This window comes from Streptomyces physcomitrii (assembly GCF_012273655.1).
Lineage (GTDB): Bacteria > Actinomycetota > Actinomycetes > Streptomycetales > Streptomycetaceae > Streptomyces > Streptomyces physcomitrii.
Map to the genome: position 1 here is coordinate 250839 of NZ_JAAWWP010000003.1, position 19723 is coordinate 270561.

Sequence of the window (19723 nt, forward strand, 5' to 3'; positions counted from 1 at the left end):
TCCGGGGTCAATTCTTCCGGGCTGTGCTTCCGGACACTGGGAGCATGACGCCTACCGAGAACTCCCGCACCGGCACCCCAGGCCCCGAGGGCCGGACCGCGCCCGCCGAGGCGGCCACCGAGCACCTCGACGTGGTGATCGTGGGCGCCGGTCTGTCCGGCATCGGCGCGGCCTACCGCCTGGGCACCGAGTGCCCCGAGCGCTCGTACGCCGTCCTGGAGGCCCGGCAGTCGATGGGCGGGACCTGGGACCTGTTCCGCTACCCGGGTGTGCGCTCCGACTCCGACATGTTCACCCTCGGCTACCCCTTCAAGCCGTGGGCGGGCGAGAAGGTGCTCGCCCACGGGCAGGCGATCCTCGCGTACATCAAGGAGACCGCCGCCGAGTTCGGCATCGACCGCAGGATCCGCTACGGCACCCGGGTGCTCGGCGCCGACTGGTCCAGCGCGACCGCCCGCTGGACGCTGACCCTGGAGCGGACCGACGCCTCAGGCGCGCGCGTGCGCCAGACGCTGACCTGCGACTTCCTCTACTCCTGCGCGGGCTACTACAACTACGCGCAGGGCCACTCCCCCGAGTTCGCCGGGGCCGAGGACTTCGCCGGGACGCTCGTGCACCCGCAGTTCTGGCCCGAGGACCCGAAGGGCGAGCTGTACGCGGGCAAGCGCGTGGTGATCATCGGCAGCGGGGCGACCGCGGTCACCCTGGTGCCCGCGATGGCCGAGAAGGCCGCGCGGGTGACCATGCTGCAGCGCACCCCGACCTGGATCAGCTCGCTGCCCTCCCGGGACAAGGTCGCCGACCTGGTGCGCAAGGTGCTGCCCGCGAGCACCGCGCACCGGGTGGTCCGCACCAAGAACATCCTCTTCGCGATCGGGCTCTACCAGTTCTGCCAGCGCAGCCCGAAGGCCGCCCGGCGGGTGCTCACCGGCCTCAACAGGCGTGTCCTGCAGGACGATCAGCTGGTGCGGGACCATCTGACGCCCACGTACAACCCCTGGGACCAGCGGCTGTGCGCGGTGCCGGACGCCGATCTGTTCCGCTCGATCAAGCGCGGCGAGGCGGAGATCGTCACCGACCACATCGACCGCTTCGTGCCCGAGGGCATCCGGCTGGCCTCGGGCCGGGTCCTTCAGGCCGATGTCGTCGTCACCGCCACCGGGCTGCAACTGCTCGCCTTCGGCGGCATCGCCCCCCGGGTGGACGGCGAACCGGTCGACCTGAGCAAGCAGTTCGTCTGGCAGGGCGCGATGATGACCGGCGTCCCCAACTTCGCCGTCTGCATCGGCTACACCAACGCCTCCTGGACGCTGCGCGCCGACCTCACCTCGCGGCTGGTCTGCCGGGTGCTCAACCACATGCGCCGCAACCAGTACGCCGCGGTCGAGCCCCGGCCCACCGGCACCCTCACCGCGCGCCCGCTGCTGGACCTGGCCGCCGGCTATGTGCAGCGCTCCATCGACGCCTTCCCGCGCCAGGGCGACCGCGGCCCGTGGAAGGTCCGGCAGAACTACGTCCTGGACGCCACGACCACCATGCGCCGCAGGCTCGACCGCACCCTGGCGGCGACCCCGGCCCACGAGGTGCGCCAGGCCCGGGCGGCGGCGGAGAAGACCGCCGCCCCGCTCCACGAGGCCGCCCGCTGAGGCGAGTTGTGCCTCCGACCGGCCTGCACCGTCCTACGCGAGGAGCCCCATGCCCCGGCTGCCCCGGCCCACCCGCCCGAACCGGCTCGCCCCCTACCGCTTCACCGGCGGCACCGCCGTCCTGACCGGCGCCGCCGGCGGGATCGGCGAGGAGCTGGCGTACGGGCTCGCGGCGCGGGGCAGCCATCTGGTGCTGCTCGACCGGGACGCCCAGGGCCTCGACGTGGTCGCCGAGAAGATCCGCAGGCGCCGTCCCGGGCTGCGGGTCGACACCCTCTTCACCGACCTCGCCGACCTCGACCAGCTGGCACGCACCGCCACCGGGATCCTGGACGCCCACCCCCGGATCAGCCTGCTCGTCAACAACGCGGGCGTCGGGCTCAGCGGCACCTTCGGCCAGGTGACGGCGGAGGAGTTCGACTGGGTGCTGCGGGTCAACTTCCAGGCCCCGGTGCTGCTGACCCGGGCGCTGCTGCCCCGGCTGAACGAGTCCCCCGGCAGCCATGTCGTCAACGTCTCCAGCCTCTTCGGCCTGATCGCGCCGCCCGGCCAAGCGGCGTACGCGGCAAGCAAGTTCGCGCTGCGCGGCTTCAGCGAGGCGCTGCGCCACGAACTCGCCGGGGCGGGCACCGGGGTGACCACGGTGCACCCCGGCGGCGTCGCCACCCGGATCGCGGAGAGCGCGCGCACCGGCAGTGGGGTCGGCGAGGCCGAGGACCGGGAGGGCAGGGACGCCTTCGCCCGGCTGCTCACCTATCCCCCGGACCGGGCCGCCGAGTTGATCCTGCGCGGGGTGCGCCGGCGCCGGGCCCGGGTGCTCATCTCCTGGACCGCCCACGCCCCCGATGTGCTCCAACGCCTCTTCCCCGCCTCGTACTTGACGGTGATGAGCCGCCTCGCCCCGGGTGCGGCACGCCACGCGGGCTCACGGCTCGGCGCGCGGGAGGCAGGCGCGGGGCGCGGCGGCGAGGAGCAGGGCAGCGGGGTCTGAGGGCGGGGCGGCGGGCCGACGCGCCTGCCGGACAGGCCACTTGAGGCCCGTACGCCCCGACTACCGCCCCGCGTCGAAGCGTTCACGAGCGGACTCGATCTCGTCGAGGTAGCGGCGGGTCCAGGCGCACATGCCGTTGACGGTGTCGCGCAGGGCGCCGCCCGCCTCGGTGAGCCGGTACTCGACCCGCGGCGGCACGACGGGGTGCACCGTGCGGTCCACCAGTCCGTCGCGTTCGAGTCCGCGCAGGGTCTGGGTGAGCATCTTGTGGCTGATGCCCTCGATCGCGCCGCGCAGCTCGGTGAAGCGCAGCGTCCGGTCGCCGAGCACGTTGATGAGCAGCAGCGCCCACTTATTGGCCACCCCGGCGAAGATCTCCCGCGCCAGCGAGTCCGCCCGGGTCACATCACCGCGCCGCGCCGGGTCCGCCGCCGCGTCCTCCGCCCGCCCCCTCGCGGCGTCGTCCACCGGGCCCTCCGCCGGGCTCTTCGCCGACCGGTCCCGGCCGCTGAACTGCTGGGTCACCGCGGGGTTCCCTTCTCACCGGAAAGTGCGTTCTTCCACGTCAGAGCCTACTCACCTACGGTTCCCCGGTAACCGGCAGAGACCACCAGGGCGCCGGGCGGACTCCCCGTACCCCCGCCCGCGCCCGTACCGTACGGAGCCACCGCCCATGCGCATCCTGAAGACGTACGCCCGCCTGTGGACCGAGGACCTGGACACCGCCCTGCCGCTCCTGACCGAGCTGACCGGCCGCCGCCCGGACCTCCGACTCGCCTTCGAGGGCGTCGAGTTGGCCGCGCTCGGCGACTTCCTGGTCATCGCGGGCCCGGCCGCCGAACGCGCCCGGTACACGCACGCCTCCGCCACCGCCGTGGTGGACGACCTGGACGCCGTCGCCACCGCCCTCGCCGCCGCGGGCGCCACCGTCACCACCCCGCTCACCGGCGGACCGACCGGCCGCTTCCTCTACGCCCGGCACGCGGACGGCGCCGAGATCGAGTACGTGGAGTGGACCCCGGAGATCCGCACCCGGATCCTCGGCAGCTGACGCCCGCCGCCGATCCGCGGCAGCCGGCGCCCGCCACCGGTCCCCTCCGCCGCCGCGGCCCGCCACCGGTCCCCTCCGCCGCCGGGCCCGCCGCTCTCCTCCGCCAACCGGCTGAACCTCGCCACCCCGCCGCGGCCACCCGCCCGCCGGGGCACCCGGGGCCGCCGGGCGGCGGCGACAGTCGGAGGCGGAGCCCGGCCGTGTGTTCGGCGCCGGGTTCCGGGAACCAGGAGAGACGCACGCAGAGCGGTACCGCGCACGGTGGTGCCGCCGCCACGGCCAGGAGGCGCGATGTCCCAGTCCCCAGCCCCCGTACCCGAGGAGCCCGCGCACCGGCGGACCGACCCGGACGCGCAGGTGCCGACCCCGGACGGCGGCGGCCTGAGCTGCCTGGTGACCGGGGCGACCGGGTACATCGGCGGGCGCCTGGTCCCCGAGCTGCTCAAGGCCGGGCACCGGGTGCGCTGCCTGGCGCGGACGCCCGCCAAGCTGCGGGACTACCCGTGGGCGGGCGAGGTGGAGGTGGCGAAGGCCGATGTCACCGACGCGGCCGCGGTGCGCGAGGCGATGCGGGGCATCGAGGTGGCGTACTACCTGGTCCACGGGCTCGGCGGGAAGGGCGACTTCGAGGAGCAGGACCGGCGGGCGGCACGGGTCTTCGCGGCCGAGGCGAAGGCCGCCGGGGTGCGCCGGATCGTCTACCTCGGCGGGCTCACCCCCGTCGACGTGCCCGAGGAGGAGCTCTCCCCGCATCTGCGCTCGCGCGCCGAGGTGGGCCGGATCCTGCTCGGCTCGGGGGTGCCGACGGCCGTGCTGCGGGCCGCGGTCATCCTCGGCTCGGGCTCGGTCTCCTTCGAGATGCTGCGCTATCTGACCGAGCGCCTGCCCGCGATGGTCACGCCCAGCTGGGTGCACACCCGCATCCAGCCGGTCGCGGTACGGGATGTGCTGCGGGTCCTGGTCGGCAGCGCCCGGATGCCCGCGGAGGTCTCCCGGAACTTCGACATCGGCGGACCCGACATCATGACGTACCGGGAGATGATGCTCGGCTACGCCAAGGCGGCCCGCCTCCCTCGGCGCCTGGTGATCTCGGTGCCGATGCTCAGCCCCACCCTGTCCAGCCACTGGGTCGGCCTGATCACCCCGGTCCCGGCCTCCATCGCGCGCCCCCTGGTGGAGTCCCTGCGGCACGAGGTGGTCTGCCGGGAACACGACATCGCCCGGTACGTGCCGGACCCGCCCGGCGGCTACCTCGGCTTCACCCGCGCCCTCCAACTGGCCCTGCGCCGCGTGCAGGAGGCCCAGGTCACCACCCGCTGGTCCTCCGCCTCACTGCCCGGCGCCCCCAGCGACCCGCTGCCCACCGACCCGGACTGGGCGGGCGGCAGCCTCTACACCGACCGCCGGGAGCGCACCGTGGCGGCGAGCCCCAAGGAGCTGTGGCGGGTGATCGAGGGGATCGGCGGGGTGCACGGCTGGTACTCCTTCTCGCTGGCCTGGGCGGTGCGCGGCTGGATCGACCGGATGGTCGGCGGGGTGGGCCTGCGCCGCGGGCGCCGCGACCCCTACCGGCTGCGGGCCGGGGACTCGCTGGACTTCTGGCGGGTGGAGGAGGTCCGGCAGGGCGAACTCCTCAGGCTGCGCGCCGAGATGCGGCTGCCGGGCCTGGCCTGGCTGGAACTCTCCGTCGGCAAGGACGCCGCGGGCCGCACCCAGTACCGGCAGCGGGCCCTCTTCCATCCGCACGGCCTCGCCGGACAGGCGTACTGGTGGAGCGTCTCGCCCTTCCACGCCTTCGTCTTCGGCGGCATGTGCCGCAATATCGCCCGCGCGGCCGAACGCGGCGCGGACGATTGAGAGTTGGTCAACGGCCTTGCGGGTGAGGGCTGTTGACCGGGGAGTGCCCGAAGTGCGGGGGCCCTGCGGAGGTGCGGGGAGGGGACGGGCACGGATACGTGGAGATGATTGATTGGGTATCCGTACTTCCCGGACTTTGTGCGCACGCGGATTGGAACGCGGGGCCCCGGGACGTAAGTTCCTGGCCATGCCCGGATGAGGAGGAGCGCGCTCAAAGGCGCGCCTCCGGCCCGGGCCACCCCCCGCCCCAGCACTCTCTCCCCACCCAAAGAGAGCCCACAGACACATGCGCGTCCCCCACCGGACACCCCCGGTCCACCGCTCCCCGATACCCGTCCGCCCGCTGCCGGGCATCGCGGCCCTCGCCGCCCTGGCGCTGCTGCCGCCGCTCGCCGGATGCGGGGTGCTCTCCTCCTCCGACGAGGAGAAGCGGGTCGTCGTCGGAACCTCCAGCGCCCCCAGCACACTTGACCCTGCGGCCTCCTGGGACGGCTCCTGGGAGCTGTTCCGCAACATCTACCAGACCCTGCTCAACTACCCCTCGGGCAGCAGCTCCCCGCAGCCCGACGCCGCCGAGTCCTGCCGCTTCACCGATCTGTCGAACCGGGTCTACACCTGCGAGCTGCGCGAGGGCCTGGCCTTCTCCAACGGCGACGCACTGGACGCGAAGGCGGTCAAGCACTCCCTCGACCGGATCCGTGCCATCAATGTCGAGGGCGGCCCCGCGGGCCTCCTCGGCAGCCTCGACCGGGTGGAGACCAAGGGCGAGCGCACCGTCGTCTTCCGCCTGAACAAGCCCGACGCGACCTTCCCCTTCGTGCTCGCCACCCCGGCGATGTCGATCGTCGACCCGAAGGCCTACCCGAAGAACAAGCTCCGCGAGGACGGCAAGGTCACCGGCTCGGGTCCGTACGCCCTGGAGTCCTTCAAGGAGGACGTACGGGCCGAACTCGTCCGCAACGACCGCTACAAGGGCTTCGCGGACCGCAAGAACAACGCGGTGACCATCCGGTACTTCCAGGACTCCGGGGAGATGATCAAGGCCCTGCACCGCGAGGAGATCGACGCCACCTACCGCGGGCTCGCCGCCGAGGACGTCGTCGCCCTGGAGTCCGAGACCGGCCACGAGGACCTGCAACTCGTCGAGGGCTCCGGCACCGAGGTCCGCTACCTCGCCTTCGACGCCGACCACCGCTGGACCTCGAAGCCCGCGGTGCGCCGGGCGATCGCGCAGATCCTCGACCGCGGCGGCATCGCCCACAAGATCTACCGGGACACCGTCGACCCGCTGTACTCGATGGTGCCGCGCGGCCTGGCCGGCCACACCACCGCCTTCTTCGACGTCTACGGCAACCCGGACGCCGGGGCCGCCGAGCGCATCCTCACCAAGGCGGGCATCCGCAAGAAGGTGCCGCTGACCTTCTGGTACCCGACGGACCGCTTCGGCTCGGTGACCGGCCCCGAGTTCGAGGAGATCAAGCGGCAGCTCAACGCCTCCGGACTCTTCGAGGTCAAGGTCGAGGGCCGCCCCTGGAAGGAGTACGCCAAGGGGTTCCGCAAGGGCAAGTACCCGGCCATCGGCAACAGTTGGTTCCCCGACTTCCCGGACGCCGAGAACTTCATCGCCCCCTTCGTCGGCAAGCAGAACGTCCTCGGCATGCCGTACGAGTCCCCCGAGATCACCGACCGGCTGCTGCCCGCGTCCCGCCGGGAGACCGACCGGGGCGCCGTGGTCGACCAGTTCGAGCGGGCGCAGCGGATCCTGGTGGACGACGCACGGCTGCTGCCGCTGTGGCAGGGCAAGCAGTACGTGGCCGCCAGCGAGGACATCGCGGGCGGCGAACGCGCCCTGGACCCCTCGACGATCATGCAGATGTGGGAGCTGCACAAGAAGACGAGCTGGTAGGGGAGTTGGGGTCTCGGTCGCTCAACGGGCGGATGCGTCGGGAGTGTTGGCGGTCTCGTCTAAGGCACCGTCAACTCGGCTTCCCCGGGCCTCAGTTCCGGAGGCGGACCGGGGCTCCGTCCGGCTTCGGCGGCGCCGATCCGGCTCAGTCCGGCTCCGGCGGCGCCCACTCGTCGACGAGGAGTTCGTCCCCGACCGCGAGCCGTCCGCCGCGCAGCACCGAGAACTTGGCGCCGAAGACGACACCGCCGCCCTCGCCGCGCCGGTAGTCGGCGAGGGTGCGCAGCGGCTCGGGGCCCTCCCGGACGCCGGCCGACTGGTCCACGGTGGTGACCGCGCAGCGCACGGCCGGTTTGGTCCAGCCCCAGAGGGTGGTCCCGGCCCGTACCCGCCGGGCGCGGTCCTCGGTGTGCGGGGTCTCCCAGCCGTCGACCACGACGTTGGGGCGGAAGCGGTCCATCGGCAGCGGCGGCGCCTCCCGCTTCGCCAGCCGCTCGTGCAGCAGGTCGAGCGAGGAGCGGGAGAGGACGTGCAGGGCGCTGCTGTCCGCGTAGCCCGAGGTGCCCGGGATGATGCCGTCGGTGACCCGGTCGTGCTCCGGCGGCACCCGCACCAGCCTGCTCGGCTTCCCCAGCACCCCGGAGAGCCACTCGGCGGCGGCCTCGCCCTGGTCGATGCCGAGGAAGGAGTTCTTGAAGAGGGTGACCGCGCGGCGCGGCCCCTCGGTGTCGACCGCGAAGCCGAGGCTCCCGGCCCCTTCCGCGGCGAGGGTCATCCGGAGGCCCTCCCCGGTGGCCCCGGCGTCGAGCGCGGGGCGGATGAGCGCGAGGCGCGGGTCGCGGCGCTGGCTGCGGAAGACGCCCTCGGTGTCGGTCACCATGAAGGAGCGGTCGTGCCGCAGCCCGGCGTCCGTCAGCTCCGCCTCGGGCAGCCGGACTCCCGCGCAGCCCTTGATCGGATAGGTCACCAACTCGACGATTACGGCCACGGGCCCAGCGTACGGGGCGGGGCCGGGCCGGGGCAGAGTGCCGGGGGCGGCCGCCGCGGAGCGCTCAGTTCCAGCTGAGGCCGTGGACTCCGGGCGGGCACTTGGCGCGGTAGAGGTGGGCGCAGCCCGAGCCGTCGAGACGCACCGGGCGCACACGGGTCCGCGGGGCGGTGAAATTCTCCTGGAAGTGCGTGACGGCCCGGACGGGGAGGCGGTCCGGATGGAAGTGCACCTGAAGGGTGTAGACATCCTGGACGCGCCGGATCCCGCGCAGATAGAAAGGGCGCGGTGCGGGGCAGCAGCCCGTCAGGATCTCGTAATCGACGACCGCGGTTTCGCCCGCTTCCAGCTCTCTGCCGAAACCGAAGCGGAGCAGCGCACCGGAATTCTCACCGTGCACGACGTCGCCGAGCTGTCCACAATGCGGGACGATCTCGAAGCGCCTGCCGTCGAGTTCACAGAAGTTACCCAGTTCCCGGGCGCCGCCGCGCAGTGCCTTCACGACATGGTGCACGCGCACCGCCCGTATGCAGCCGTGCTCGTCGAGGCGCAGGGATTCCTGAGTGAGCAGAAAGGCGAGGTCCCGGTTGACCCGGGTCACCCGGGGGCCGAGCAGGCCCTCCTGCCAGGAGTCGCGGCCGTAGACCCGGTAGGTCGCCGCGCTGAAATCGCCCCCGGCCACGGGTCTTCGGCGTGGCCGCGGCGGTCCGACCAGGGCGGTCAGGCTCCCGGCGGGCAGTTCGAGGAGCGCCTCGACCTCTTCGAGCGCCCGCAGCGACTCCGGGCGCTCGGGCCGGGTGCGCCCGCACTGCCAGTAGCTGAGGGTCGCCGGGGTGATCCGCACCCCGCGCAGCGCGAGCCGCTCGCAGACCCGGTCCAGCGGAAGACTGCCGGCCCGCAGCGCTTTGCGAAGGGCTACGGCAAACGTTTCGGATTCATTCCGTACGTGCTCTGACGCGGGCATTCCGCGACCCCCGGATTCTTCCGTCCGCTGGCGCTCCGGGCGCCCACTCAAGCCGGAGTGCGGCCCCCTGTCAACGGGCGGGCCTCCTTTCCCCTTTCGGCAAACGGAACGTACCGGCGGGTCATTAAGAACCCCGCCGGGATTCCTTGATTTCTGTGCCGCGCAGGCCACTTGTCACCCCGGGGCGGGCGGCCACAGAGTTCTGCCGCGGCGGTCGGCCGGGCTTCTCGCGGTCCGCCGCACTCCACCCCCCTCTTATCGGAAGGCCCTGCAATGAGACGTGTGCGCACCAGCGTTCTCGCCCTGACCGCGGCGGGCTCCCTCGCGGCCGGACTCGGCATCACCCTCGGCGCCCCGGCCTCGGCGGCCCCCGCCCCGGCCTCGTCCCCGCGCTACGAGCCCGCCATGGTCGAGGCGCTCGCCGCCGACCTCGGCACCGACACCTCCGGCGCCGTCGAGCGGCTCGACGCGCAGGCCCGGCAGCAGAAGCAGCTCGACCGGCTCGACGGCCGGGGCGTCGAGGCGGACGGCGCCTTCTTCGACGCGGCGGGCAGGCTCACCGTCAACGTCGCGGACCATGCCGGGGCCGCGCAGGTCCGCGAGGCCGGGCTGCGGGCCCGGATACCCGCCCGGGGCGAGGCGGCCCTGACGAAGATCAAGGCGGCGCTGGACGCGAGCGCCTCCCGGACCGCGCCCGCCGGGGTGGCCTCCTGGGGCGTCGACGTGGCGGGCGACACGGTGACGGTCACCCTCTCCGGCACCCGCGGCGCCGCCGACCGGGCCTTCCTGAAGAGGGCCGCCTCCTACGGCGAGGCGGTGCGCGTGGTCAAGGGCGAGGGCACCCTCTCCCCGCAGGCCGTGGTCCCGCCCGGCAGCCGGATGACCCTCAACAACAACGACAACTCCTGGTGCTCGGTGGGCTACGGCGCCCGCAACTCCTCGGGCAAGCAGTTCCTGGTCACCGCCGGCCACTGCGTCGCGAGCGGCCCCGGCCTCTACTTCAACCGCTCCCGCTTCGCGGTCGGCACCTACAGCCGGTACGCCGAGGGCCGCGACAGCGTCGACATGGGCCTGGCCACCATGGACTCCGGCTCCTCCATCGGCACCGCGGTCGGCACCTGGGGCAACGGCTCCTCGGTGGCGGTGCGCGGCAGCCAGCGGGCCGCCACCGGGGCCGCGCTCTGCAAGTCGGGCTCCACCACCGGCTGGACCTGCGGCCGGGTCAAGGGCTACAACGTCAGCGTCACCTACACCAACCCGAACACCGGCACCCGCACCTACGTCAGCGGCCTCGGCACCTCCACCGTCTGCACCGAGGGCGGCGACAGCGGCGGCGCCTACATCTCCGGCAACCAGGCCCAGGGGATGACCTCCGGCGGCCCGACCAACCAGCAGTGCGGCGGCCCCGACGACGAGGGCTCCTCGTACTTCCAGCCCCTCGACGACACCCTGCGGTACTACGGGCTCACCCTGAACACCAACTGACGCGCGGGCGGCGGCACTTGAGCCGCCCGCCCCGGCAGCGGCACGTACCGCCCCCGCGGCCGGAGGGCCCCTCGGACACCCGGTGTCCGAGGGGCCCTTCGCCTGCGCGGCCCGGCCGGGTCGGTCCTCCCGTCCGGATCAGCTCACCCGTCCTCCCGTTCGAGGAGGATCTGCTGCACGTCCAGGTAGCCGGAGCGGAATCCGGCCTCCGAGTAGGCGAGGTAGAAGGTCCACATCCGGCGGAAGGTCTCGTCGAAGCCGAGGGCGTCCGCCTCGGCCGCGCGGGCCGCGAAGCGCTCCCGCCACAGCCGCAGCGTCTCCGCGTAGTGCGGTCCGTAGCAGTCGCGGCCGGTGACCCGCAGCCGGGTGTGCGCGCGGGCGGTCCCGGTGATCGCCTCGGTGGAGAGCAGCAGGCCGCCGGGGAAGATGTACTTCTGGATCCAGGTGTACGTACGGCGGCTGGCGAGCAGGCGGTCGTGCGGCATGGTGATCGCCTGGAGCGCGACCCGGCCCCCGGGGGCGAGCCGCGCGTCGAGGGTCCGGAAGTACACCGGCCAGAACTCCTCGCCCACCGCCTCGATCATCTCCACGCTCACCACCGCGTCGTACGTACCGGTGGCCTCGCGGTAGTCGCAGAGCCGGACCTCGACCCGGTCGCCGAGGCCCTCGGCGGCGATCCGCTCCAGGGCGAGGGCGCGCTGCTCGGCCGAGAGGGTCAGCGAGGTGACCCGCGCGCCGCGGCGGGCCGCGCGCAGGGCCAGTTCGCCCCAGCCGGTGCCGATCTCCAGGAGCCGGGTGCCCTCGCCGACCCGGGCGAGGTCGAGCAGCCGGTCGATCTTGCGGCCCTGCGCCGCGGCCAGGGCGGGCCAGGTGGCGGGCAGTTCCTCGAAGACGGCCGAGGAGTAGCTGAGCGTCTCGTCCAGGAAGAGGGCGAAGAGGTCGTTGGACAGGTCGTAGTGGTGGCTGATGTTGTCCCGGGCGCCGCTCGGGGTGTTGCGGCGGGCGCCGGGCTGCTTCAACGCCCAGGCCCGGCGCAGGTGTTGGAGCCCGGCCGGGACCAGGGTGGCCGCGTTGTCGGCGAGCACGGTGAGCGCCGCGGCGAGGTCGGGGGCGTCCCACTCACCGGCCATGTACGACTCGCCGAAGCCGACCAGGCCGCCCGCGCCGATCCGCCGGTGGAAGGCCTCGGGACGGTGGACGTCCAGGAGGGGCCCGCCGCGGCCGAGCCGGCCGCCGCCCGCCAGGCGCACGGTCAGCGGCAGCCGCCGCAGCGCCTGACCCACCAGCAGCCTGGCCACCGCGGTCCGCGGGCGTGAGGCGGACGGCAGCCGGACCACATCGGGCCAGCGCTCCGGGTCGACCGGAGCCCGCCCCGGCCGCACCGGGGACGGGGGCTGCTCCGGGGTCTCCGGCTGATTCAGGGACGTTGTCACTCCACACCCTCCTGGGTCACGAACCAGCCACTCCACGGCTGGGGACGGAAATGCTTCGGATCAGATCGAGGGATGGATTGGATCCGGAAGAGATCCATCCGGTCGAGATCGGACAAACGACAGACAAGCGACGGGCAAAACCGGACAAGCAGCACACGAGCAAGCGGCACACGAACGAGGGGCGAGAGGCGAGGGTCGAAGGATCGGCGGACGGTCGGGGGAACCGGAGCGGATGACTCCGGGCTTTCATTGTCGTCCGTCGCCAAAAAATTGCGCCATGTTGTCCGTCCCCCACATGGCCGGCGGGCAACGGCTCCCCTAGATTCACGGCACCGATCAGGTGAACGGGCTCCGGCGAACGGGCGGTGGCCCCGTGCACCGTGTCCCCCACTCCTCCCCCGCCTCCCTCTTCTCTCCCGCCCCCCCCTCTCCCGCCCCCTCTTCCGGTCGTCTTCCGGTCGTCTTCCGGCCGTCCTCGCCGCCGCTGCTTCCCGCGCTGCCTCCGCCCCGGGTACGCCCCTGCCTGTCCACGTAGTTCGAAGTAGTTCGAAGGAGAACTCTGATGCCGGTCCGCGCACAGCACCGGGTGGCCGCCGCCGCCCTGGCCACGGCCGGGCTCGCCGCCCTCGGCCTCGGGGCGCCCGCCTCCGCCCAGGCCACCGAGCCGCTCGACTACGTCGCCCTCGGCGACAGCTACAGCGCGGGTTCGGGGGTGCTGCCCCTCGACCCGGACGCCTCGCTGCTGTGTGCCCGTACCTCGAAGAACTATCCGCACCTGCTGGCCGAGGCCACCGGCGCCGAGCTCCGCGACGTCACCTGCGGCGGGGCGACCACCTCGCACTTCACCGAGTCCCAGTACCCGGGCGTGGCCCCGCAGTTCGACGCCCTGAAGAGCGACACCGACCTGGTCACGCTCACCATCGGCGGCAACGACAACAACACCTTCATCGGCGCGATCCTGGCCTGCGGCAGCGCGGGCGTACTCAGCCTCGGACAGGGCAGCCCCTGCAAGGACGCCTGGGGTGACAAGTTCACCGACGACATCCGGAACAAGACGCTGCCCGCGCTGCAGAAGTCGCTGAAGACGATCAGGCAGAAGTCCCCGCACGCCGAGGTCGCGATCCTCGGCTACCCGTGGATCATGCCGAAGGCGAGCGTCAGCGGCTGCTATCTGAAGATGCCGATCGCCAAGGGCGACGTGCCCTATCTGCGCGACCTCCAGACCGAGCTGAACTCCGCCGTGGAGAAGGCCGCCGCCGACAACGGCGCCACCTACGTCGACCTGAACACGGCCTCCGAGGGCCACGACGCCTGCGCCCCGGCGGACAAGCGCTGGATCGAGCCGGTCCTCTTCGGCACCAACTTCGTCCCGGTGCACCCGAACGCCGCCGGTGAGGCCGCCATGGCCGCCGAGGCGAAGAAGGCGCTCGGCGTGGGCTGAGCGCCCCGGTCACCCGGCCCGGGCCCGGGGCGCGCGGCTCAGCCGCCGTCCCGGGCCCGGGCTTTGGCGTCCTGAGTCCCGCCCCCGGCCGCCTCCCCGGCCACGTCCCCGGTCGCCAGTGCGCGGGTGGTGCGCCGCAGCAGCTTGCCGGTCGGGTTGCGCGGGAGTTCGTCGAGGAAGAGGACCTGGGCCGGGACCTTGTGCCGGGCGAGACGGGCCCGTACGTGGTCGCGCACCTGCTCCTCGGTCAGGCTCCGGCCGGGTCCGAGGACCACGAAGGCGGCGAGGCGGGTGCCGAACTCCGGGTGCTCCACGCCGATCACCGCGGCCTCGGCGATGTCCTCGTGGGCCCAGAGCAGGTTCTCGATCTCGGCGGGGAAGACGTTCTCGCCGCCGCAGACCACCATGTCGTCCTCCCGGCCGTCGAGGAAGAGCAGCCCGCCCGCGTCGAAGTGCCCGGTGTCGCCGGTGCTCATCAGTCCGTCGATCTCGTGCTTGGACTGGCCGTCGGTGTAGCCGCCGAACTTCATGCCGTTGCCGACGAACACCCGCCCCGGCCGCCCCGGTTCGCGCACCGGGCGCCCCTGCGCGTCGTAGAGCCGCACCTCGCAGCCGGTCAGGGTGCGGCCCGCGGTGGCCGGGTGGGCGCGCAGCTCCTGCGGCTGGGCGATGGTGGCGAGGGCGACCTCGGTGGAACCGTAGAGGTTGTAGAGGACCTCGCCGAAGGTGTCGAGGGCGCGCTCCACCAGGGCGGGCGGCAGGGCGGCGCCCGCGCTGAGCATGATCCGCAGCCGGGAGAGGTCGTGGCCGGCGAGCACCTCGGGGCCGAGTTCGAGCATCCGGTGCAGCATCGTCGGCACCAGGACCATCCCGGTGCACCGGTGCTCGGCCAGCGCCGCCACCGCCCGCCGGGCGTCGAAGCGGCGCTGCACCACCAGGGTCGAGCCGAGGCTGACGGCGAGGCCCGCGTGCGCCAGACCGGTGCCGTGGAAGAGCGGCGAGCAGACCAGCAGGGCCCCGCCCGGCTCCCAGGGCACCCGGTCGAGCAGCTGCACCACCAGCTTCACGCCCTTGACCTGCCGGGGCGCCCCCTTGGGCAGCCCGGTCGTCCCGCTGGTCAGCAGCACCACGGCCCCCACCTGCGAGGGCGCCCGCGGCGGCTCGGGGGCGGTGTCGGCGATCAGGGCCTCGATACGGGTGACCGGGAGCCGGGGTCCACGGGCCCGGTCCCCGCCCTCCCCCTCCTCGGTCCAGGCGAGGAACCGCTCGACGTCCGCGGGGAGATGGTCCGCCACCGCCGTGAACTCCTCGTCGTACACGAGGACGTCCACGCCCTCGCGCCGGGCCACATCGGCCAGTTGGGGGCCCGCGAAGCCGGTGTTGAGGAGCAGCAGCCGGGCGCCGAGCTTGGCCGCGGCGAGCAGGGCGTCGAAGAGTCCGCGGTGGTCGCGGCAGAGCACGCCGATCACCGCGCGCTCCGTGATCCCGTCCGCGCGCCAGGCGGCGGCCAGGGAGTCGGAGCGGCGGTCGAGTTCGGCGTAGGTGAGCGGCCCGAGGTCGTCGATCAGGCCGGTGCTGTCCGGGACGCGCCGGGCCGCCCCGCGCACCGAGGCGCACAGCGGTCCCCAGCGGCGGGCGTCGCGTTCGAACCGCAGCGAGCGGTCGGGGCGGGCCGGGTCGAACAGCCGCGCCCGGTGCAGCAGCGTCAGCGCCCGCCCGGCCTCCACGGCACGCAGAAGAAGGGAACTCATGGCTCTCTCCGCTTCGTCGGGTCCGGGCGCCCCCACAGCAGCCGCCCGCCCACCGGGACCTTCGCGAAGGTACCCGCGGTAACACCCCACCTTCAATACGCGGGCGCCCGCCACTTTTCCGCGCTCCGTAGGCGGGGGGTCACCGAGAGCGGTCGTACGGGGCGGGGTGCGGGGCGGCACGCCCGGGTGGCGGCTGCGGCCCGGGGCGCGTCCGCGGGCCGATGATCGAGGGGTCCGGCACCCGGCCGGAGGGCCCGCGGCGGTGAGCGCCGCGGGCGGACCACGCACCCGGGAGCACACCATGAAGGCAGATCTGTCCGGGCGTTCGGCCCTGGTCACCGGTTCGACGCAGGGCATCGGCGCCGCCATCGCCCAGGGGCTCGCGGCGGCCGGAGCCCGTGTCGGCGTCAACGGCCGCGGCGAGGACCGCGTGGCCGAGGCGATCGAGACGATGGCCGAGGCGGTACCGGACGGCGAGTTCGTCCCGGTCGCCGCCGATGTGGCCACCGAGGAGGGCGCCGCCCGGGCCGCGCGGCTGCTCCCCGAGGCCGACATCCTCGTCAACAACCTCGGCATCTTCGGCTCGCAGCCCGCCCTGGAGATCAGCGACGCGGAGTGGCGCCGCTACTTCGAGGTCAACGTCCTCTCCGCGGTGCGCCTGACCCGCACCTTCCTGCCCGGGATGATGAGCCGGGGCTGGGGCCGGGTCCAGTACCTCGCCAGCGACTCGGCGGTCGCGGTGCCCGCCGAGATGATCCACTACGGCATGTCCAAGACGGCGCTGCTCGCGGTCGGCCGGGGCTTCGCCAAGGAGGCGGCCGGCACCGGCGTCACCGTCAACTGCGTGCTCGCGGGCCCCACGCACACCGGCGGCGTGGAGGACTTCGTGTACTCCCTGGTCGGCACGGACCTGCGCTGGGAGGAGGCCCAGCGCGCCTTCATGCGCGAGTACCGCCCGCAGTCCCTGCTCCAGCGCCTGATCGAGCCGGAGGAGATCGCCCACCTGTGCGTCTACCTCGCCTCCGACCTCGCCTCGGCGACCACCGGCGGGGCGGTACGGGTGGACGGGGGGTATGTGGACTCGATCCTGCCGTAGGGCGCTCCCCTCAGGCCGCGAGCGTCTCCCTGAGCTCCCGGACGGCAGGCTCGGCGTGGTGACGGGTGGGGATGGAGCGGTACAGGTCCATGGCCCGGGCGCGGGTCAGGCCGATACGGAAGCCCGGAGGCAGACCCCGGAGGGCGGCAGCGGCGGTACGGCACGCCTGCTCGCTTTCGCCCTCGCGGTGCAGGCAGGCAGCGCCGTCGATCCGTAGCAGAGTGCGGGTCATCGCGCTGGTCGGGCTCGACAAGGCGAGCGCGCGGTCCTGACTCTCCCGAGCGCGCCCGGTCTCGCCGAGCACGGTGAGCGCGTGGGACAAGTGGACATGCTGCTTCTGCTCACCGAGCCCGAACCAGGTGTCCGCGCGCTGCTCGCCGGTGAGCTGTCCGGCGAACCGGTTCGCATCCGCGATCGCCTCCCGGGCCTGGTCACCACGACCGCACAGCGCATGCGCTCGGGCGGCCACAGCGGCAGCCAGCGCGGCGGTGGCGGTGGGCGTCGTCCCGGCCGTCTGCCGTGCCTTTTCGGCGAGTTCGGCGGCGGTTCTCGGTGCGCCGAAGTTGAGCGGCACCATCGCCTCCCTGGCCAGCGCCCAGGCCTGCAAGGAACGGTCGCCCGACTCCACTGCGGCCAGCCGCGCCGTACGGAACCACGCCGAGGACTCCTTACGGTCCCCGACATCGTGGAGCACGATGGCGATCATCCCGGCGAGTTGCCCTGCGACCCGGGACAGCCGTACTCGCGCCCCGGCCGACAACGGCTGTTCGAAGAGTGGACCGATATCGGCGAAGTCGGAGCCCAGTTCCTTCAGTACGGCGGCAGGCGTCCGGCCGCCGTATCCGTGGCTGTAGTGCTCGACGGCTGATTCCAGATGTGGCAGATCAGCCCGCGCGCCACTGCTGAGCGCATGGTCCACCCGCTCGCGGGTGTCGGAGATCCAGGCCAGGGCTGGGCCCGTGAGACCGGCTGCGAGCACCGAGACACCCAGGAAATCACGCCGTTCCACCGGGGGTACCTCCTGCTCAGGTTCCGAGGACGTAGGTGCCGGAACGAGCTTGCGGAATCTGCGACTTGACGCGACCGCTCGCTGCACTTCTCCAATGGTGAGTCCATAGCCGTCGGCAATCAACCGGTGCCAGTGGGGAACGGGCACTCTCCTCTCGGTCTCCCACCGCTTGATGTTCTCGGGATCGACCCACCGGCCGCCGATGCGTTCCAACAACTCTGCCTGCTGCTTCCGGGTCCGTCCGGCCGCTTCCCGCAGACCGCGTAACAGCTGGCCAATTCCGTCTGGACTCACCATCGTCAGCCTCGCATCTCCGCTTGTGACTCGGGACCATCCTGGCCCCCCCTGGCGGCCCCCTGCCTGGCGTCTCGTCAAAATGCACCCCTGCGCGGCCCTGTGAGCTCCGCACCGCCTGCCGTTGGACTGGATACGTGCCCGCCTCCCCTGTGCGGGCACGGCGCTTCCTCTTCCCGAGTGACAAGGCCTCAGATGACCGTGCCCACCATTCCCAGTCCACCAGGCTCCGTCGGCTACACCAGGACCCTGCCGTGCGAGGCCGCGAGCGCGAGAACCGCCCGCGCCCTGGTACGCACCGCTCTGACGGCGTGGGAGTTGCCTCACCTCGCCGAAGACGCGGAACTCGCGATCACCGAGCTGGTGGCGAACGCCTCGCAGCACACTCCCTGTCGCTCGATCCGCGTCGCGGTGAGGCATACGGCGGAGGGCCGGGTACGCATCAGCGTCGTGGACACGTCCCGTGTGCACCCGGTACTCAGGCAGGCGGACGCCGACGACGCCGGAGGGCGCGGTCTGACCATGATCGACGCGCTCACGCACAGCTGGGGGACCGATCCCCTGCCCGGTGGCAAATGCGTCTGGTGCGAGCTGCCGACCGGGACGGACACGTGACGGCCCGCTCAGTGGCTCGCGTGGGAGACCAGATCCGCGACGTGAGCGCCGATCGCAGCGGCATCGTCACCGACATGAGCGACGGGGCCTACGTCCTGCGGCCGGTGCATGGCGGCGGCACGTGGTGGACCGTCGACGATCCGGCACATCTGGAAGTGACCATGACCCGGGAACAGCGCGCGGCGGAAGGACGCGTCTGAGTTCGCGCACGGACCGACCGCCACCGCCACCGCCACCGCCGCCCAGAAGGAAACACAACGTACGCAGCGGTTCACCCCGCGCGCACGTCTTGCCGCGCGGCGCCCGCGGGGCTTTCGTGGAAGGAGTGGTACCGGTTGCCTGGCCTCCCCCCAGCGGGACCGTGACCGGTGGCACTGCCTCGCGTCAGGCAGGAGGTGCGTGAGTCATGGCGGCCACCGTACGGACAGGGCGCTGGCTGTGGCACTGGCGCCACAACGACCTGCGGCGGCCCAGTGACCGCGCCGAGGGCTGGATCCTGCTCGCCGCGCTGGCCCTCGCGGTCACCGGCGGCGCGGCCTCGGGCGCCCTGGCGGCGGGTGTCGTGGTCGACAGCGCGGAGCAGCAGCAGTCCGCCCGCCGCGAGGTCACCGCGACGGTCACCGAGGCCGCCTCCCGCGCCTCCCCCGACGACACCGGCTTCGGTGACGACCGGGTGCGGACCGCGATCCGGTGGCGCGACGACGGGGGCCGCGTCCACCACAGCGACACCAAGGTCCCGCCGAACACCGAGAAGGGCACCGAGGTCCCGCTCTGGATCGACCGGGACGGCCGCCCGGCCACCGCACCGCCCTCCACCGGCGAACTGCTCGGCGGCGCGGCAGCCACCGGCGGCCTGACCGCGCTCGGCGTCGCGGGCGGCGTGATGCTCACCGAACGCGGCGCCCGGTACGCCCTCGACCGGCGGCGGATCCGCCAGTGGGAACGCGAATGGGAGGTCGTCGGACCGTACTGGCGACGCAAGGCACTGTGAGGACGGGGGCGGGGGACGGGGCGGGGACGAGGACGGGGGACGTGGGGCGGCTCACCGGGGCCGGGGTGGCCGGGGGCGGTTGAGTGCCGGGGGCGACCGGTGGCCGGGGCGACCGAGTGTCGGGCAGGCGGTCAACTCAGTTCTGCGGGTGAGTAGTTGGGGACGAGGGGGAGCTGCGAGCGAGGGCGCAACTGCGCAGTGCATC

17 protein-coding genes are annotated in these 19723 nt (G+C 73.0%); 11 read left to right on the forward strand and 6 right to left on the reverse strand.

The features are described 5' to 3' along the window. Positions 1-44: 44 nt before the first annotated feature. Together HFV08_RS06945 and HFV08_RS06950 are read left to right on the forward strand one after the other, a co-directional pair. Entirely contained in the window at positions 45-1646 is a 1602-nt protein-coding gene (locus HFV08_RS06945; RefSeq protein ID WP_168536873.1) for a flavin-containing monooxygenase, read from the forward strand. Positions 1647-1695: 49 nt separating this feature from the next. Beyond that, a complete protein-coding gene (locus HFV08_RS06950) occupies positions 1696-2637 on the forward strand; it encodes an SDR family NAD(P)-dependent oxidoreductase (protein ID WP_168536875.1) in 942 nt (313 codons plus the stop codon). Positions 2638-2697: 60 nt separating this feature from the next. Here HFV08_RS06950 and HFV08_RS06955 read toward each other — a convergent pair whose 3' ends face one another. After that, positions 2698-3105: a winged helix-turn-helix transcriptional regulator gene (locus HFV08_RS06955; protein ID WP_168536877.1), complete on the reverse strand. Its 408-nt coding sequence runs from the start codon at positions 3103-3105 to the stop codon at positions 2698-2700. A gap of 205 nt (positions 3106-3310) precedes the next feature. On the opposite strand from HFV08_RS06955, the gene HFV08_RS06960 reads away from it, so the two are divergent. From HFV08_RS06960 to HFV08_RS06970, 3 genes are all read left to right on the forward strand, one after another. Continuing rightward, a complete protein-coding gene (locus HFV08_RS06960) occupies positions 3311-3688 on the forward strand; it encodes a VOC family protein (RefSeq protein WP_168536879.1) in 378 nt (125 codons plus the stop codon). A gap of 291 nt (positions 3689-3979) precedes the next feature. Beyond that, positions 3980-5545: an SDR family oxidoreductase gene (locus HFV08_RS06965; RefSeq protein WP_168536881.1), complete on the forward strand. Its 1566-nt coding sequence runs from the start codon at positions 3980-3982 to the stop codon at positions 5543-5545. Between the two features lie 286 nt (positions 5546-5831). Next, on the forward strand, positions 5832-7451 hold the full coding sequence (locus tag HFV08_RS06970; protein ID WP_168536883.1) for an ABC transporter substrate-binding protein: 1620 nt from the start codon (positions 5832-5834) through the stop codon (positions 7449-7451). A 145-nt stretch (positions 7452-7596) separates the two neighbouring features. Here HFV08_RS06970 and HFV08_RS06975 read toward each other — a convergent pair whose 3' ends face one another. Both HFV08_RS06975 and HFV08_RS31430 read right to left on the reverse strand, forming a co-directional pair. Beyond that, on the reverse strand, positions 7597-8439 hold the full coding sequence (locus HFV08_RS06975) for an MOSC domain-containing protein (protein ID WP_312885439.1): 843 nt from the start codon (positions 8437-8439) through the stop codon (positions 7597-7599). 64 nt (positions 8440-8503) lie between these two features. After that, a complete protein-coding gene (locus HFV08_RS31430) occupies positions 8504-9403 on the reverse strand; it encodes an XRE family transcriptional regulator (RefSeq protein ID WP_246341561.1) in 900 nt (299 codons plus the stop codon). Positions 9404-9676: 273 nt separating this feature from the next. Between HFV08_RS31430 and HFV08_RS06980 the strand changes: the two genes are divergently transcribed. Continuing rightward, on the forward strand, positions 9677-10888 hold the full coding sequence (locus tag HFV08_RS06980) for a S1 family peptidase (protein ID WP_168536887.1): 1212 nt from the start codon (positions 9677-9679) through the stop codon (positions 10886-10888). A 143-nt stretch (positions 10889-11031) separates the two neighbouring features. Here the strand turns inward: HFV08_RS06980 and HFV08_RS06985 are convergent, their stop codons facing one another. Continuing rightward, positions 11032-12309, reverse strand: a complete 1278-nt coding sequence (locus HFV08_RS06985; RefSeq protein WP_168537197.1) for a class I SAM-dependent methyltransferase — start codon at positions 12307-12309, stop codon at positions 11032-11034. Positions 12310-12883: 574 nt separating this feature from the next. Here HFV08_RS06985 and HFV08_RS06990 point away from each other — a divergent pair. After that, entirely contained in the window at positions 12884-13762 is an 879-nt protein-coding gene (locus HFV08_RS06990; RefSeq protein WP_168536889.1) for an SGNH/GDSL hydrolase family protein, read from the forward strand. Positions 13763-13800: 38 nt separating this feature from the next. Here the strand turns inward: HFV08_RS06990 and HFV08_RS06995 are convergent, their stop codons facing one another. Further along, positions 13801-15513: an AMP-binding protein gene (locus HFV08_RS06995; protein ID WP_168536891.1), complete on the reverse strand. Its 1713-nt coding sequence runs from the start codon at positions 15511-15513 to the stop codon at positions 13801-13803. Positions 15514-15814: 301 nt separating this feature from the next. Here HFV08_RS06995 and HFV08_RS07000 point away from each other — a divergent pair, with 301 nt between their 5' ends. Beyond that, complete coding sequence (locus tag HFV08_RS07000) at positions 15815-16609, forward strand: SDR family NAD(P)-dependent oxidoreductase (RefSeq protein WP_168536893.1); 795 nt, start codon at positions 15815-15817, stop codon at positions 16607-16609. Between the two features lie 10 nt (positions 16610-16619). Here HFV08_RS07000 and HFV08_RS07005 read toward each other — a convergent pair whose 3' ends face one another. Then, on the reverse strand, positions 16620-17915 hold the full coding sequence (locus tag HFV08_RS07005) for a helix-turn-helix transcriptional regulator (RefSeq protein WP_168536895.1): 1296 nt from the start codon (positions 17913-17915) through the stop codon (positions 16620-16622). A 192-nt stretch (positions 17916-18107) separates the two neighbouring features. On the opposite strand from HFV08_RS07005, the gene HFV08_RS07010 reads away from it, so the two are divergent. From HFV08_RS07010 to HFV08_RS07020, 3 genes are all read left to right on the forward strand, one after another. Beyond that, positions 18108-18527, forward strand: a complete 420-nt coding sequence (locus tag HFV08_RS07010) for an ATP-binding protein (RefSeq protein WP_168536897.1) — start codon at positions 18108-18110, stop codon at positions 18525-18527. Positions 18528-18547: 20 nt separating this feature from the next. Continuing rightward, on the forward strand, positions 18548-18727 hold the full coding sequence (locus tag HFV08_RS07015; protein ID WP_312885440.1) for a hypothetical protein: 180 nt from the start codon (positions 18548-18550) through the stop codon (positions 18725-18727). 206 nt (positions 18728-18933) lie between these two features. Further along, positions 18934-19518 carry an Rv1733c family protein gene (locus tag HFV08_RS07020; RefSeq protein ID WP_168536901.1) on the forward strand — a complete coding sequence of 195 codons (585 nt, stop codon included), beginning with the start codon at positions 18934-18936 and terminating at the stop codon, positions 19516-19518. The last annotated feature ends 205 nt before the right edge of the window (positions 19519-19723 follow it).

Bases quoted from the DNA above. Each gene is read 5' to 3' on its own strand.
- HFV08_RS06945 (WP_168536873.1), top strand. From the start codon at position 45: ATGACGCCTACCGAGAACTCCCGCACCGGCACCCCAGGCCCCGAGGGC.
- HFV08_RS06950 (WP_168536875.1), top strand. From the start codon at position 1,696: ATGCCCCGGCTGCCCCGGCCCACCCGCCCGAACCGGCTCGCCCCCTAC.
- HFV08_RS06960 (WP_168536879.1), top strand. From the start codon at position 3,311: ATGCGCATCCTGAAGACGTACGCCCGCCTGTGGACCGAGGACCTGGAC.
- HFV08_RS06965 (WP_168536881.1), top strand. From the start codon at position 3,980: ATGTCCCAGTCCCCAGCCCCCGTACCCGAGGAGCCCGCGCACCGGCGG.
- HFV08_RS06970 (WP_168536883.1), top strand. From the start codon at position 5,832: ATGCGCGTCCCCCACCGGACACCCCCGGTCCACCGCTCCCCGATACCC.
- HFV08_RS31430 (WP_246341561.1), bottom strand. From the start codon at position 9,403: ATGCCCGCGTCAGAGCACGTACGGAATGAATCCGAAACGTTTGCCGTA.
- HFV08_RS06980 (WP_168536887.1), top strand. From the start codon at position 9,677: ATGAGACGTGTGCGCACCAGCGTTCTCGCCCTGACCGCGGCGGGCTCC.
- HFV08_RS06990 (WP_168536889.1), top strand. From the start codon at position 12,884: ATGCCGGTCCGCGCACAGCACCGGGTGGCCGCCGCCGCCCTGGCCACG.
- HFV08_RS06995 (WP_168536891.1), bottom strand. From the start codon at position 15,513: ATGAGTTCCCTTCTTCTGCGTGCCGTGGAGGCCGGGCGGGCGCTGACG.
- HFV08_RS07000 (WP_168536893.1), top strand. From the start codon at position 15,815: ATGAAGGCAGATCTGTCCGGGCGTTCGGCCCTGGTCACCGGTTCGACG.
- HFV08_RS07005 (WP_168536895.1), bottom strand. From the start codon at position 17,915: ATGGTGAGTCCAGACGGAATTGGCCAGCTGTTACGCGGTCTGCGGGAA.
- HFV08_RS07010 (WP_168536897.1), top strand. From the start codon at position 18,108: ATGACCGTGCCCACCATTCCCAGTCCACCAGGCTCCGTCGGCTACACC.
- HFV08_RS07020 (WP_168536901.1), top strand. From the start codon at position 18,934: ATGGCGGCCACCGTACGGACAGGGCGCTGGCTGTGGCACTGGCGCCAC.